Annotated in this window: 11 protein-coding genes; all 11 read right to left on the bottom strand. The window is 36.2% G+C overall.

Features of this window, described 5'->3' with window-relative positions; translation table 11 throughout:
- Positions 1-120: 120 nt before the first annotated feature.
- Positions 121-1,881, bottom strand: a complete 1,761-nt coding sequence (locus ACHRVL_RS17560) for a glycoside hydrolase family 66 protein (protein WP_012026401.1) — start codon at positions 1,879-1,881, stop codon at positions 121-123.
- A gap of 2 nt (positions 1,882-1,883) precedes the next feature.
- Positions 1,884-3,347 (bottom strand): SusF/SusE family outer membrane protein, encoded by a 1,464-nt coding sequence (locus tag ACHRVL_RS17565; RefSeq protein WP_012026402.1) that lies wholly within the window; start codon positions 3,345-3,347, stop codon positions 1,884-1,886.
- 12 nt (positions 3,348-3,359) lie between these two features.
- The gene (locus ACHRVL_RS17570) at positions 3,360-4,844 is read right to left on the bottom strand and encodes a RagB/SusD family nutrient uptake outer membrane protein (RefSeq protein WP_012026403.1); all 1,485 of its coding nucleotides are present in this window, start codon (positions 4,842-4,844) and stop codon (positions 3,360-3,362) included.
- Positions 4,845-4,848: 4 nt separating this feature from the next.
- Entirely contained in the window at positions 4,849-7,920 is a 3,072-nt protein-coding gene (locus tag ACHRVL_RS17575; RefSeq protein ID WP_073411946.1) for a TonB-dependent receptor, read from the bottom strand.
- A gap of 474 nt (positions 7,921-8,394) precedes the next feature.
- On the bottom strand, positions 8,395-10,167 hold the full coding sequence (locus ACHRVL_RS17580; protein ID WP_395414768.1) for a DUF6377 domain-containing protein: 1,773 nt from the start codon (positions 10,165-10,167) through the stop codon (positions 8,395-8,397).
- Between the two features lie 128 nt (positions 10,168-10,295).
- Positions 10,296-11,171 (bottom strand): RteC domain-containing protein, encoded by an 876-nt coding sequence (locus ACHRVL_RS17585; protein ID WP_395414769.1) that lies wholly within the window; start codon positions 11,169-11,171, stop codon positions 10,296-10,298.
- An 85-nt stretch (positions 11,172-11,256) separates the two neighbouring features.
- Positions 11,257-11,859 (bottom strand): HD domain-containing protein, encoded by a 603-nt coding sequence (locus ACHRVL_RS17590; RefSeq protein WP_073411940.1) that lies wholly within the window; start codon positions 11,857-11,859, stop codon positions 11,257-11,259.
- 79 nt (positions 11,860-11,938) lie between these two features.
- Positions 11,939-12,628: a VIT family protein gene (locus ACHRVL_RS17595; protein WP_012026438.1), complete on the bottom strand. Its 690-nt coding sequence runs from the start codon at positions 12,626-12,628 to the stop codon at positions 11,939-11,941.
- A 32-nt stretch (positions 12,629-12,660) separates the two neighbouring features.
- Positions 12,661-13,236, bottom strand: coding sequence for a cytochrome b/b6 domain-containing protein (locus ACHRVL_RS17600; RefSeq protein ID WP_073411938.1), 576 nt, complete (start codon positions 13,234-13,236; stop codon positions 12,661-12,663).
- Positions 13,237-13,239: 3 nt separating this feature from the next.
- Positions 13,240-13,995 carry a phosphatase PAP2 family protein gene (locus tag ACHRVL_RS17605; RefSeq protein WP_019977002.1) on the bottom strand — a complete coding sequence of 252 codons (756 nt, stop codon included), beginning with the start codon at positions 13,993-13,995 and terminating at the stop codon, positions 13,240-13,242.
- A 1-nt stretch (position 13,996) separates the two neighbouring features.
- Positions 13,997-15,175, bottom strand: coding sequence for a DUF3570 domain-containing protein (locus ACHRVL_RS17610; protein ID WP_395414770.1), 1,179 nt, complete (start codon positions 15,173-15,175; stop codon positions 13,997-13,999).
- Between the last annotated feature and the right edge of the window lie 21 nt (positions 15,176-15,196).

A 15,196-nucleotide genomic window follows, 5' to 3' on the forward strand; every position in this document is an offset into this window, starting at 1 on the left:
GATTAGTTTAAGCATTGAAAATACATCCAACGCTTGCAGAAATGTGTTCCGCTCCAAAAGCTTAACACGAGTTTATAAAAATTGCCCATGGAAATGGGGCAATCCTCTATTTATTTGGGACTATTCAACTACAATCATTGCCCAATATTGAAGTACCGGCACTTTAAAATTCACCTTTTCCCCGTTTTGAGAAAATGAAAGTTCGACAGCTGCACCTCCATTATAATCTGGTGAAGCATACCAGATTTTGGTAACTTTGCCACTGTGGTTTAAATTAAGCATCGCTTGCTTAATTAAATCCGGAACATTCTGTGTTCCATCAGTATCTCTCCAATTCAAAGAATTAGCATTAGTAAAATTCAATAGATGTATTATTTCTCTGCTACCAACTTGTTTTCCTACTGCCGCAACTTTCCCCATAGTAGGAGGCCAGCTGCCTAAATTTAACTTCCCGTCTCCAGTGGCAATTGTCGGATTTGTATAGGTTCCGCCGTCGCGAAGAAGGTTTTGATAAGCCGTCATAAAATCGTAATATTCCAAAAGTGAGGATTTCAGCTCCGCACTCATGCTTAAGTTTTTATTTGGAAAATATTCCTTGCCCAGCATATGCTCGCCCAATTCCAGATGCGATCCTCCAAAAGCAAATATAACAGCATCCGTAAGCAGGACACCCGGTGTATTAAACATGCCCTGATTATTCGCTTTATTATAGTTCATATAGGCTGCCAATACAGTATTTTTACTGTTATTGCTGTAAGCCGCATTATCTGTTAGAACTTGTGTCAAATCTTTAAAGCCTTCATTAGGAGACCAAACTTCAGTGTATAAAAAATCAAGTTCTTTACCAGCTATTTCTTTCTGTCCATATTGATTAACTGCGTTCATAACGAGCTTTTTATTGGTATTGGCAGACTTCATAGCTGAAATAAAGGAAGGGAATGCATTTTTCAGATCAGCATTTGTACCATCATATCTGAAAACATTGCCTCTGTCTCCAAGCTGGTCAATATGAAAACCATCAAAATCATACACTTTATAAACATCATCATTCTTTTGCGCAAGATAATTCTGCCATGCTGTATTAGCAGGATCGGTGATGTAGATGTTGCTAATAAAGGGCCATCCTAACTCATGCTTGTCTTTATCATTATGGTTGGCATCTTTATAGACAAACTGTTGCTGTTTGATAAGATTTGGATCATAATCGTTCAAAACTCCATAAGCAAGATTATAAAACATTGCTTTCATATTTTTGCTGTGGGCCTGAGCTATATAACCCGAAACTGTGCTTCCGTATACCTCTCTGTTAATTATATCGTTCCATACCGGCATTGGATTTGAGACTGTGCCTGCCAATGGCTGATGCTGCCTGTACTGCCAATCATAGAATTGGATCCCGTTAATATGATAATCCTTTAGATTATCTATAACTGCTGCTCTGTCTGATTCTGAAATATTGCCAAACTCTGAGAGAAATCCATAACGAGGGAATTTAGCCCAATCTGATGAAACGTCAATACCTACAGTACCCAAAATAGTTTGGGTACCGTCAGTATTTGTTTGGTAAATGGCAACCATGTATCCTTGAAAATCATCAGAAGGTGGAAGCCAACTCCATGAAGTTCCGCTAAAAGTTTCCTCCTTAATAACTTTTCCAAGGTGGGTATAGCGAATAAGAGAACTATTAAAAACTTTATCCGCCGTAAAGTTTACCGTTTCACCCGGTTTATAACTTGCTTTATCTGTTTTAAGGGTAATCTTTGCAGTAACTGCATCTTCGGCATATTCAATCTTTCCATTGTCATCATCACTCTGGCATGATGCAAAACATAAAAAGAGGCAAAGAAAAAACAGCTTTATTATTTTATTTTTAATACTCATCTTTAGTTGATTGTAAGGACATTTGTTGAAAGATCTAATGTAATAGTATGGTTGCCTGCCTGTGCTGCGCTTACCACCCATTTATTATCGTCACCATCACATTTATCACGTTTAGTAAAATTTGTATTAGTAATCGCCTGGTTTGCTGATACTGGTGTAATTTCAGTCCCCTCACACCAATTGGTATTGTATTTTGTAAATTTAAATTCACCTGCAGTCAAAGGTCCACTGTAAGTATAGACACTTCCATTTTTAGTCATCGGAAGCAATGAGCCCATATTCCATCCATTTGGTGTAGCACTGCCAATCAGATAAACTTCAACAGGGACAATCTTAATAACGTTTGTACTTATATCAAGTGTAATTTTGTATCTGCCTGCAGTCTGTGCTGTAACCTGCCATTTATTATCTACATCACAGCCGGAATTCTGTGCAACGCCTGTTTCGGTCAAACCTTGATTATCCACCAATGGTCTGTACCATTCTCCGCACCAGCCTCCTTTTGTGCCAGCCATTATTTTAAAGTTTCCAGGCGTTAAATTAGCTTCGTATGTGAAAATAAAAGGATTATCTGTAACCGTAAAGGCTTCTGGCGTATCGACATTCCAGCCGCTCGGACTTGCATCACCTACAATCCATAATTGTGTAAAAGCTGGAGATTCCTGTTCTTCAATTACAATAGTTAATTTTAGCAAGTTCACTGTAATTTTGTAAAGTCCTGCTTTGGTAATTTCCCATTGCAGGTCAGAACCGCTTCCGCCAGTATTATGGACTATCTTGCCTGTATCAGCAGCATCTTTTGTATAAAAGTCCTGGCACCAGCAAGAATCCGTATTTACTGCAAATTTGAATTTACCTTTACTTAACTGGCCAGAATATACAAAAACAACAGGATTAGCTGTCTGGGCAGTCAGAGCAAAAGCCTTTGTAATATCCCAACCATTTGGTGATGCATCACCGACCATGAACAGTTCGGTTGATAACGGCTGATAGGGAGTTAAATTAAAATCGATTATTGAAGTTTGAGGCGTCACACTTTTATCACCAAAAGTTGCTGTAATCCTTGCCTGCAAAACAATCACTTTACCAGGCTCTCCGTTAAAAGTTGTGAGCAGTATTGAATTTAATGTTGCCACATTAATATCAAAGTCGTATCTGTTTTTTCCAAAATCATATTCAACTGCATTAACGAAATTATTTTCTTTCTTGTCAATTTCCAGTTTATATGAAATCGAAGCACCTGTTCCCTTGTTATCACCTGTACTCCATTTAAAACTGAATTTTTGCTGGAACATGCTTTGATCCAAAACCATGTCAGTACTGCTCAACGTAAGCTTTAACACATCAGCACTAAAATTTTTAGCCTGAAGATCATCATTGCTGCAGCTTGACAAAGCTGCAGATAAAAACAACAAGAAGACAATCACGTATCTTGTCCAAACTATATAATTTCTATTTTTTTTCATAGCACTACAATTTTAGTAACCTGGATTTTGAGATAAATTAGGATTTCTGTCACGCTCAATCTGCGGTATAGGAAGCAGCAAGTGATGCTGATCAGCATTAGATTTCCCAATTGAGTGGAAAAAACTAAGCGCGTACTGGCCATTATCTACTCTTATAAGATCAAACCACCTTTGACCTTCAAATGCTAACTCCATTCTTCTCTCATGCAGAACAGCTTCCCTAAAATCAATCTTACCAAGTCCTGTAGTGATATTGGCCAAACCTGCACGCTTGCGAACCAAATTGAGCGGAGCTTCTGCCTGAGAAGTGTTCCCTAATTCATTAAGCGCCTCAGCTTTCATTAAAAGAATATCAGCATAACGAAGGACCGGGAAATTTAGCGGACTGTTATCATAAGAAGGCGAAATACTTAGGGGCACTAAAAACTTTCTTAAATTATATCCTGTCAAGGAATATGATGCGCTGTACGGAATGCCAGCAAAGTCAGGACATCCCTGGTACAATACAGTTTTATCTTTACGAAGATCGCCATTCTCATAACTGTTAAAAAACTCCTGAGTTGGCTGGCTCCATCCATAAGCTCCTGCTACCATATTAGAACTTCTTGGCCCTGTAAAAGTGCTTGCCCAGGAAGCCTGATTTTCATTACTCCAAAAATCATATCCTGCATTAGCTGCATATTGCACCTCAAAAAGAGATTCCTTTGAGTTTTCTGTTTCAGTACTGAAGTTATCGCTGTAATCAACATTCAAACTGTATCCCATTGTCTCTAGTTTTGTCGTTAAATCAACAACTTCCTGCCATTTGCCCAACGTCAAGTTCACTTTGGCTAATAGTCCTAAAGCTGCCCCTTTAGTGGCTCGTCCTTTATCTCCCTCTGACAATTCTTGTTTGGTAGGAAGCATAGCAACAGCCTTTTCCAAATCACTTAATATCAACGCATAAACTTCATCTTTGGAAGTACGTGATGGATAAAGATTACTGTTTGAATTTTGCGGCTCAGTAATCAACGGAACGTCACCAAAAAAACGAACTAAAATAAAATAGTATTGGGCTCTTAAAAAATATGCCTCTCCCAAGCACCTATTCTTAACTGCCTGGTCGATATTCAAGCCAGGTCCGACCGCCAATACAATATTTGATCTCAGTATACCCGGCCATGGCCCGCGCCATAGATCCAGAACTCCTTCATTGCTGGGAGTAGTAACAAAATTAGACAAGTTAGTTGTTTCAATACCATCTTCCCCTCCCCCTGCGCCAACAATACTATTGCCAGCAAAAATATCGCTGGTCCACATTCTAAAATTATATAATTTTGGCCATTGCAATGGCTGATAAGCACCGTTAACCATGGTAATTAATTCCTCAGCATTGGTAGGATAATTTCCAGTATTTATAGTATCAGGTTGTGTTTTATCTAAAAAATCATCACTGCACTGTACCATTACAAATGATAACATTACTATTAAGCCTATTTTTATGTGTTTCATTTTCATAATTTTAAAATCCAAGATTAAGTCCAATAGAGTAATTTGTTGTAACCGGATATACGCTATTATCAATACCGTTTGCCGAAACTTCAGGATCAAATCCTTTATAGTTTGTGAAAGTCAAAACATTCTGCGCTGAGAAATATAATCGAATCGATGAAAACACATTGTTGAATACGCTATCCGGAAAGTTATAGCTCAAACTCACATTTTTTAATCGCAGATACGAACCATCTTCCACAAACCTGTCAGAAACTCTGGCATTACTGTTAGGGTCACCATACACTGCTCTTGGCATACTGTTACTGCTTCCCACGCCTGTCCATCTTCCTAAAGTTGCCGTAGTCTGATTATTTGCAACTGACATAGATTCCGTATACATGCGGTTGGCATTATAGATATCATTTCCATATACTCCCTGAAGATAAACCGTTAAGTCAAAATTCTTATAAGAAAATGTATTGTTAAGCGAGTAGGTGAATTTTGGATTTGGATTGCCTAAAAATGTTCTGTCCTTATCATTAATGATCCCATCGTTGTTAAGATCCTTAAATCTCACATCTCCAGGTGCTGTGCTTGTTGCCGAATTAGAACCTAACATTTGAACTGCATGATTATTTACATCGGTTTGCGTTTGGAAAATACCGTCAGTTACATACCCATAAAAAACGTTTACAGGGTACCCGGCCTGAATTAGGGAAATAGTACTGTTCAATCCTGTGCTTCCTGTTATAATTGGAGTATCACCATTTATACTGTCAACTTTGTTTTTATTATAAGAAAAAACAACATCTGAAGACCACTTGAATTCATGCACCAGATTTTTTGTTGATAATGACAATTCAATACCTTTATTCTGAATTTTTCCGGCATTTATCGATGGAACATAGATATCTGAATATCCAGAAGTTACCGGCACCGACATCGGAACTAACATATCATTGGTGTTTTTCACATAGGCATCAAAAGTTAAATTGATTCTGCTGTCGAAAAATGACGCATCCAGACCAACATTAAATTGTTCCTGACCTTCCCATTTTACATTTGTATTCGGAAGTACAGTAGGCACAACAGCACTCACATAATTGTTATTAAAATTATACATAACCGTATTATACGATGATGAAAAAGCATAATTACCAATATCCTGATTTCCGGTAATTCCGTAACCAACTCTTAATTTCAAATCATTAATAGCTGTTACTTTCTCCATAAATTTCTCTGATGAAATCCTCCATGATAAAGCACCTGATGGAAACCATCCCCATTTATTTCCTTCACCAAAACGAGAAGATCCATCTCTTCTGATTGTTCCAGTTATATAGTACTTGCCGTCATAGTCATAATTTACCCTTGCCAAATAAGACATAATTGCCCATTCAGAAGCGTTACCTCCTACCGTCGGCTGTAATGTCCCATTGTCTATCTGCTGGGTTTCATCACTCGCAAATTTCTGAATAGAGCCGTTTAAGAAATCATACTTATTAGACTGCGAACTGCTTCCTACAACAGCATTCAAATTATGTGCGCCAAAATGAGCATCATAAGTCAGCGTGTTATCCCAAAGAACCGTAATGCTTTTATTTGTCCCCTCATAAAGATATGAGTTGGTCTGAACATTAGAACCCCATGAATATTTAGGCGACCATGTTCTGTCAAACCAAATATTTGCCTCTACTCCTCCTAAAGACTTAAACACTAAGTTTTTTAGTAAATTGATTTCTGCGAAAAGGTTTCCTTGAAGATTATATCCTTTTGTTGATCTTTCGACAGTTGTGGCTTTTCCGATTGGATTTGTAATATCTCCATAATAAAGAGGATTTCCTGTAGGTCCAGTAAAATTTCCATTTTCATCATATATTGGCTGGGTAGGGTTTGCCAATAACGTGCTACGGATATCATATGCGCCGCTTTCTTTTATATCGTGTGCAATTTTAACACTGTTACCAAATTTTACTTTACTGGTCACCTTAGTATCAGAATTAAACTGAACAATAAATCTTTCATAATCTGTATTTAAAACAATACCCTTTTGGTTAAAATAATTAGCAGAAACATAGATATTAGATTTCTTTGTTTTATTGCCATATGATAAGGTATAACTAGACATCATCTCAGGATTGAATAATGTTCCAACCCAGTCGGTTCCTGTTCCCAATGAAGCGGGATTTGTCCATAATGGATTAGGAGCAAGTCCTCCATTAGTCAGCATATCATTATTTAACGATGCGTATTGAGAAGCATTTAGCATCTTTACCACATTTGAAGCATTTTGTACCCCCGTAAAAGTATCAAAAGTCAAAGTTGAGCCTTCCTTTGTTCCACCTCTTTTAGTGGTTACAATCACAACTCCATTTGCTCCTCTAGAACCATAAATTGCTGTAGAAGAGGCATCCTTAAGTACGCTGATCGATTCTACATCATTCATATTTACCTGGTTAAGGCCTCCATTTAAGGGCATTCCATCCACTACGATAAGAGGGTTATTATTAGCAATGGTACCTGTTCCCCTCACTCTAAAAGTGACATTAGATCCTGGTTCTCCACTCGAAATAACCTGCACACCTGCAGCTCTTCCCTGCATTGCCTCTCCAATATTAGCAACAGGCTGATTTTTTGTTTTAGCTACATCGATTGAAGAAACAGATCCTGTTAAATCCCTGGCTTTGGCTTTTCCATACCCAATTACAACTACATCTGTTAGTGTTGTTGTCTCAGGCGCCAGCTGAATTTCCAGATTGCTATCTACTGCAGAAACTTCTTTATTAGCATATCCTACATAAGAGACAACTAATACTGCATCGGTTGTGTTTACCTTAATAGAAAATTTGCCATCAAAATCTGTGGTTGTACTGTTTGATGTCCCTTTTACTATTACTGTTGCCCCAGGCAAGGGCTCATGCTTTTCATTATAAACTGTGCCCGAAAGAATTTTTTGTACACTTTTTAATGCAGGTCCTCCCTGTTGTTGAACAACAGCGAAAGCATTATTGCTGCCGCAGAGTGAAACAAGTATAAAAAGAATTAGGACAAAATCTTTAATAGATGCCCTTTGAACATCAATTTCATGATATGATCTCATTTATTTTTTTGTTTGGTTAGTAATATTGTTAGTAATTGTTTTTTGAAGTAAGGACGGGTCCTCTAATAATAATGCTATTTCATAAATATTTATATTGATATTTCAACTGAGTTTTATAAGGCCTTTAAAAAACTAGCGCATCCAAAATCTGTCATGGATTAAAGCAAAGGAACAAAAAAACATATCCGAAAAAAGCTTATATGGAATTCGTATAGAAAAAATACGGTTTTAAAAAGGAAACAAAAAACACAACTGACTGATTTATAGTCAATTAACAAAATAACAGCTCAAATAATCATATAGATTTTTAATTCCAATACAATAATTATTTAGGTATAAAAAAACATATTATGTAATATTTTACTATAAAAAACTAATTATTCTCATCTTCAAACAGGGTAAAAGAAAATCGAAGCACAAAAAAATCCCGCTAGTATAGTTAGCGGGAATTAGTTAGAATAACTAATTATAAAGTTAGTTTTTAATAGAAGTCATTTTCATCAGCTTTTTATCAAATCCCTCATTTTCGATTATTGATTTATTTCTGACTTTTGTTTTGTAAGCATAAATAGAGTTAACCGAATAGCCTAAAATCTGGGCAATCTTTTCATTATGCTTAATTCCTAAACGGATTAGTGCAAAAATCCTCAATTCTTTATTAAGAATTTGATTGTCTTTAAGCTTAATCTGCTCCGCTGGTTTCATCAAGGAATTGAATTCTTCAATAAAACTTGGAAATAAATTAATAAAGGCAGTATCAAAATTATTTAAAAGCTTTTCTTTTTCTTTCTTCAGATCATATCTCGATACACGATATTTCGCTTTAACGTAATCGCCAGAATCAATATCTTTTTCTATAGAAGAGATAAAGTCATTAAACTTTTCGAAGATATCATCATACTCAGTAAAAAAGAAACCGATATACTCCTCATTGATTTTGTTAGCCTCAAATAGACGGTTATTGATTGATTCTATTTGCTTATTTCTGGCGTTTACCTCTTCATTAACAATTACAAGCTGTTTATTTACTTTCTGCAGATCACTATGAGCGCTTGCAATTATTTTCTTTGCCTTTTGAATCTTTCTGAATTGGATAAAAGTTAAGATTAGGAAGCAAATTACAATTGTGGAAAAAACAATAGCTCCTATATATTGAATATAAAGACGTTTTCTTGCTCTTTCAATATTCTGTACTATCTCTTCTTCAATAAGCGGCAGAATCGCCCCAACCTGCAGTTTTCTCTGCTGAGCGCCGTAAAACACAGCATCATCATATGCTTTTTTGACTAGTGAAGATGCGCTCTGCAGATTCTTTTTTCTAAACAGCAGCTCTGAAAGCCTTATTAATGCTAAAGATTCTTTTGTTGATATTTGTATATCTGCAATAGCGGCTTTGCTGTAGTAATCAATCGCTCGGTCTGCTTTTCCAGATTCTCTGCAAATTTCCCCTAACATATAATTTAGTAATGCTTCATCTCTGCTATTTATATTGGAATTGAACATCGATTGAAACCCTTCCTCCGCTATAATTAAATTACCGTCTTTATACTCGTTATAAAATTTTAAAAAAGAATTAAAGAAAGTCCCCGGAGTTGTTAAATTAAGAGCCTTAATCCGGTATTCTTTAGCGAGCCTGTTATACTTCCTGCTAAAAAATGGAATACTGCTATATTCCGCCATATCTCCATAGCATCGCCCTAATAAACCATAGTATAAAGACCCGTTTTCGTTATTTATTTCTTCAGGCTTAATCAAAACCAGATAATCTAAACCTTCTTTGTACATTCCGGCTGCAACACTGATGTTAGCTAAATTAATATTAGCTTTCATCAAAAGAGCTTTATCATTAATACTTTCTGATAAGGCTTTAATTTTCAGAGCGTAATTAAAAGCTGAATCTCTTTTAAAAACTACATATTGGTCGAAAAGCTGCTGATTTAATTCCACTTCCTTATAGAGGCCATCATTGTTATTGCTAAGTTTGTTTTTTAGATCCTTAATGATTCTTGCTTTATTGCTGTCATAGACAGATGAAGAGTCAATAACCTGATCAATCCTTTTTAGCAACTCGCCGCCTTGTCCATAAAATAGCTGTGGATACAGAAATAAAAAAAAAGCCATGCTGGTAATCTTGCTAATAAACTGCCTTCTAAAATAACTACAAGTATCATCCATCATACATGAAAGAAACCTGGCGCTGCAATTTTCGTTCTCTTCTTCTATTGAGGTTTCTCTTTTCCTTAGCATTAAAATTTTATTTTAGTACAATTTAAAAATCAAATATACAAAAGTAGAGCTTATACGATGGTCCGTGGAAAGACAATTGTTTATTCACAAAATACTTTTCATTATTTTAATCAAATTACTTTATGTTTCTAAAACAGAAGTAAATCCTGATTGAAAGCCGTCACAAGCGATGAGGGAAATTTATAGGGATTTCCATGTATATCCCAGCAAGTCTGGCTAATTTCTTCCTGCTTGAACTCATCGCTTTTGTCTAAAAGATTGGACTGCATAAATAATAAAAACAAAATCCTGAATGTCTGCTCAAAATAAGTCGCAATTACTTTGATGTCTATGGTTCCATTACCAAAAACCCCTTGAGTGTGTAATGCGTAAATTAATTCAATCAGTGCTGTTTTACTTGCTGTCCACACTAACGTAGATTTGATTTTTTCCGCACTTTTCAGTGTGCTGTATCTAATATTATTAGAAAGATTATCCTCCAAATAAACCTGTATTAAGTCGTTCGCAATAATTTTGGCGACCTTATAGTCATGGGATGTTGAAAAACTATGATCAGATTCAAAATAGTAAGTATCCAAACTTAACTTAATATCATACTTCCCACGAACGAAATATTTGTGGTCAAGATAAGTGCTGTTGGTTCGATAATACTTATAGAATTCAAGATTATTATCAAAAAATCTTTTAAGATTAAATAACTCGTTGTTTAAATGTGTTTCAATTACCTTTTCACCACCATACGGCTTTTTTGTTTCTATCTTGTAGATAGCATTATAATAAATTAGTTTAGAAAGTATATTAGGCTTCAAATGTTTAAAAAAATGGATTTCTTCATCAATGTCTTTAAAACCACGTTTTAATATAACTTGTTTTAAATCAGCTATTTTGTCTATAGTTAAGCCAATAGCTTTTTCGCATAATGTTAAAGGGTCATTAAATTCGATAGATAACTCATTAATCTCGTCATCTAAATCTCTTATTATGTTTTTACAAAAATCGTTCATTTAAAAGGTAGTATGAATGGCTATTCATTAAAGGATTTCCCTTGAAGTAAGCCATAAATATTAAATAATAAAATTGTTTGGGTTCTTAAAAAGCCTTTATCAAGCCTTCCAGGTATTCTATATTGGCTTTCTTTCCGGTTAACAGTCTATCTTTGCAATATGCCGTATAAAAACAGTGTTTATTGAGAAAGTCCAATGATTTCTGTAATTTATCTGGAATTATGTGCCCTGATCGTTGTTCTGTTTCTTTCCATACAAGTTCATCCATTTGACGGAAATCTTGGGTTCCTAAATGGTACACATCCGAATCCCGTAAAATATCTTCGATTAAATTGGTTGGTTTTGTATTTGCCTCTGTTGCCATAATCGCTTTATTTATTTCCAGTATAATACTGGCATCAATTTTCTGGCTACGTAAAAATTGTTCCATAATAAATGCTCCTCTTTTTTCATGGCCATCCATTGGCCCAAATAATTGACCGGTATCGTGGAACCAAGCTGCCGCCAACAAAACAAATCTTTCCATATTTTTCAAACGATAGAAATCTGCCATTTCAGCTGCATTTTTAACAACAGCCTTTGTGTGTTCCAGATTATGATAGCATAGTTCAGCGGTAGTCCTTGAATTAAATAGGCATATTACATACTCCGCTATTTTTTTTAAATAATTTTGCTTTGATATATCCATTGTATCAATGTTTTATTAAATTGACAATTACATTGGGATTAAAACCTAAATATTTTTTTGATTTTGCCGTTCATCATTCTTAGGAAATATTTACGCCAAATACATACCCAACAATTGCCGTTATTACCATTGCAATAGTCCCCCAGAAGCAAATTCTAACTATTGCGACCCCTATATTGGAGCCTCCTGTTTTGGCAGCAATAGCCCCCAAAATCATTAAGAAAATAATCGAAAAACCATATTGGTAATACACCATATTTTTTTCTGGAGCAAAAATGGAGACCATCATTGGCAACGCTGCTCCGGAAAGAAAAGAGAAAAACGATGCTACTGAAGCCTGAAAAGGTTTTGCTACAGTAATCTCGTTTATTCCTAATTCGTCTTTTGTATGTGCTTCCAGTGCATTGTGATCTGTAAGTTCTTTCGCCACGAGCATTGCTGTTTCTTTGCTTACACCTCTTTTTTCATAAATTTTTGCCAATTCGTGGAGTTCAATTTCAGGCATTTTTTCTAACTCTTTCTTCTCCCTGTTTATGTCCGATTTTTCTGTATCAGCTTGTGAGCTTACAGAAACATATTCTCCTGCGGCCATCGACATTGCTCCTGCGATGGTTCCCGCCAAAGCCGCCAAAATTATAGCATGTCGGCTGGGATCTGCGGCAGCAACTCCGATTACAATACTTGTGGTGGAAAGCAATCCATCATTAGCTCCTAAAACAGCAGCTCTTAACCAACCCACTCTGTTTACATAATGTTTTTCCAATTCCATTTTTGTAATTATTTATATAGTTTATATTATTTTTATTCTCCACCTACCATCTTAGATACTATTCCTTTTTTATTTGTCAGTTCACCAATTACGATTCCGCCAAAATGCAATAAAATGAATATTGGAAACCAATAAATGGCCCACTTATGAACAGCTTCCATCGGTTCTTTCCATTGACCGTCCACCCATTTCAGGTAAAATCCTGTAACAATAGAAACGGCGATGAACAGATAAAAAATTACATAAATAAATCCTTGCATTCTTTCCTTTACTGATTGGGATTTCTTCAACGGATCAGGAAATTTAATTCCCTTTACGAGCATATAAATTATCCTTACTAGAAATGCCAGAAACATAATGTAGGCAGCATATTCATGCCATTCCCACATCGGTTTCTGAATGCTTTTTACGATAGGTATTATCTGTCCCTTTTCAAGTGAAATGTTGTGGCTTTGCATCTCGGTTTCAACCGTATCTATAATTGTTTTTTTGCTCATCCAGTACATCCGTAAAAATCCGGTAATAAATAAAATAGACATTAATAGTGCAACAGACCAGTGTAAAATCCGGTGAATTACTGTAAACTGATTTTTGTTTTCCATTTTCATATTTTAAAATGTTTTAATGATTGCTAATCCAAATTGTTTTGTTTGATAAGTGGGTAGTATAACCAGTGATGCCTGATTCTTTTTATTGGCAAACCATTTTGAAATGGTCGGAAACAACCAATACGCCACTTCTGTCGATAGAATGCCAATGCCTGCTCCGGCAATTACGTCGCCAACCCAATGTTTGTCATTAAAAATCCGATAGATGCCTGTCATGGCAGCAATCGGATAGCCGGAAATACCCAACCAAAAATTGGTTTCATTATATTCCCTGAACATAAAATGTGCGGATGAAAAAGCCGTTGCTGTATGTCCGGAAGGGAAGGAAGTCTTACTGGAACCATCCGGACGTTCCTCGCCAACCAACTGTTTGGTGGGCAAAACCATTGCCGCTGATATGAGTTGGGAGGTTGCATATATGATTGTTCTGTCCTTAAAATTATGTTTTCCTTTTACCCCCGACAGATTGAGTCCATAGACTGCAATAGCAGGAGCATACTGCATGTAGTTGTCAATCTTAGCACCAGGCAAAATATGTTCCCTGCTCTCGTGACGGGTAGATTGGTTAAGTGTTTTCAAACCATCTGACATTAGACTTAAAACACCATAAGAAACCAAAATTGTGGGAATGATGAGCTTCTTAGTGGAAAACTGATAAGCAGGATTGGTTGTTTTAGACAAAATGCTGCTATCTGCTTCTATGTTTTGAGAAAAAAGCAAGGTTGGAAATAGAAGAAATATTAAGAAAACACGCTTCATTTTATTTAAACTTAAGGTTCAACGAAATGATATCACCCTTCATACCGGTTGTTTTTGTATAATGCCCATAGCGTATTTCAATCATATTGAATTTTGAGATTCCTAATAATCCGTTGGGAAGATTGAACCTGGCCCCCATACCAAAGAACTGGCTGTTAAATCCGGACAGATCATAATTGCTGGTATAAAACCCGTTGGATTCGTTGTGTGTTTGGTAGGCACCGAAATACTTTACCGCTGTCTGGGTATAATACCTGTAGAAAGGACTGAGGGAAACAAAAGGGGATAATTTTACCGGTGTTTCTATATTGAAAGTATGTGAATTTATACCCCAATTATCTGTATAATAGCGGTAATAGGTTCGGATAATGAACCGGTCACCCAAGAAATAATTGGCACGGAAACCCAAAGGAAGCTTGAACCGGTTATCAGGAAGTTTTTCCTGATGTACACTTCCATCCGAAAAATACACACGGTGAAACGGAAGGCTCAATAGTCCGTTTTGCTGAACGGCATCTACAAGAAATACGAGCTGTAAATTGGCATTGATAATCTGCGAATAAGAAAGTGATGCGGCAAAAGTATTCCGGCTATCAGTTCCATTATCTTCAGTTGTTCCATTGCGCAGTTCTACTGGAGCGATAAGTTTTACCTGATCGATATACGCATGAAGATTGGCTGTTAATTCTCCCATTTTATTGGTTGTTTTTTTGGAGAAACCAATATTTGCCCCAAAAGATTGATAGTCATATTCGGTGGAAGAAGACACACCTGCCATAAAACTGTTTCCCTTTTCTTCATTTTCTACCTGCCAGCTCAAGGAAGGATAAACTCGAATGTCCTGACTGGATGCTGAGGAATTGGCCTTGAGGTCTATCATATCCGAAGAGGCAGAAGTATAGTGGTCTATACCCAATTCTGCCCCAAAAGTGTGTTTGCGTTTTTTCTTGTCATATCGGATGAGTTTCACATTGATTATATTGGAAATATCGGTCAGCTTTTCTGTTCCGATACCTCCCGTTACCGCAGAATTGTTCCCATCCTGTTTGTAATAACTGGACACTAAATTCACTTCATCAACTTTTAATTTTCCGACCGATGCAGAATCTGTTTTTATTTGCTGTGCCTGGATTTGATAAAAACTAAAAAGTCCTAATGCACTAATATATATTCTTTTCATTTTTCATTGTTTGGGTTACTG

It is taken from the genome of Flavobacterium sp. FlaQc-28, from assembly GCF_044007415.1.
Taxonomy (GTDB): domain Bacteria; phylum Bacteroidota; class Bacteroidia; order Flavobacteriales; family Flavobacteriaceae; genus Flavobacterium.

Coding starts and splice junctions, on each gene's coding strand:
- ACHRVL_RS17600 (WP_073411938.1), bottom strand. CDS start 13,236: ATGAAAATGGAAAACAAAAATCAGTTTACAGTAATTCACCGGATTTTA.
- ACHRVL_RS17590 (WP_073411940.1), bottom strand. CDS start 11,859: ATGGATATATCAAAGCAAAATTATTTAAAAAAAATAGCGGAGTATGTA.
- ACHRVL_RS17575 (WP_073411946.1), bottom strand. CDS start 7,920: ATGAGATCATATCATGAAATTGATGTTCAAAGGGCATCTATTAAAGAT.
- ACHRVL_RS17595 (WP_012026438.1), bottom strand. CDS start 12,628: ATGGAATTGGAAAAACATTATGTAAACAGAGTGGGTTGGTTAAGAGCT.
- ACHRVL_RS17610 (WP_395414770.1), bottom strand. CDS start 15,175: ATGAAAAGAATATATATTAGTGCATTAGGACTTTTTAGTTTTTATCAA.
- ACHRVL_RS17585 (WP_395414769.1), bottom strand. CDS start 11,171: ATGAACGATTTTTGTAAAAACATAATAAGAGATTTAGATGACGAGATT.
- ACHRVL_RS17560 (WP_012026401.1), bottom strand. CDS start 1,881: ATGAGTATTAAAAATAAAATAATAAAGCTGTTTTTTCTTTGCCTCTTT.
- ACHRVL_RS17565 (WP_012026402.1), bottom strand. CDS start 3,347: ATGAAAAAAAATAGAAATTATATAGTTTGGACAAGATACGTGATTGTC.
- ACHRVL_RS17580 (WP_395414768.1), bottom strand. CDS start 10,167: ATGCTAAGGAAAAGAGAAACCTCAATAGAAGAAGAGAACGAAAATTGC.
- ACHRVL_RS17605 (WP_019977002.1), bottom strand. CDS start 13,995: ATGAAGCGTGTTTTCTTAATATTTCTTCTATTTCCAACCTTGCTTTTT.
- ACHRVL_RS17570 (WP_012026403.1), bottom strand. CDS start 4,844: ATGAAAATGAAACACATAAAAATAGGCTTAATAGTAATGTTATCATTT.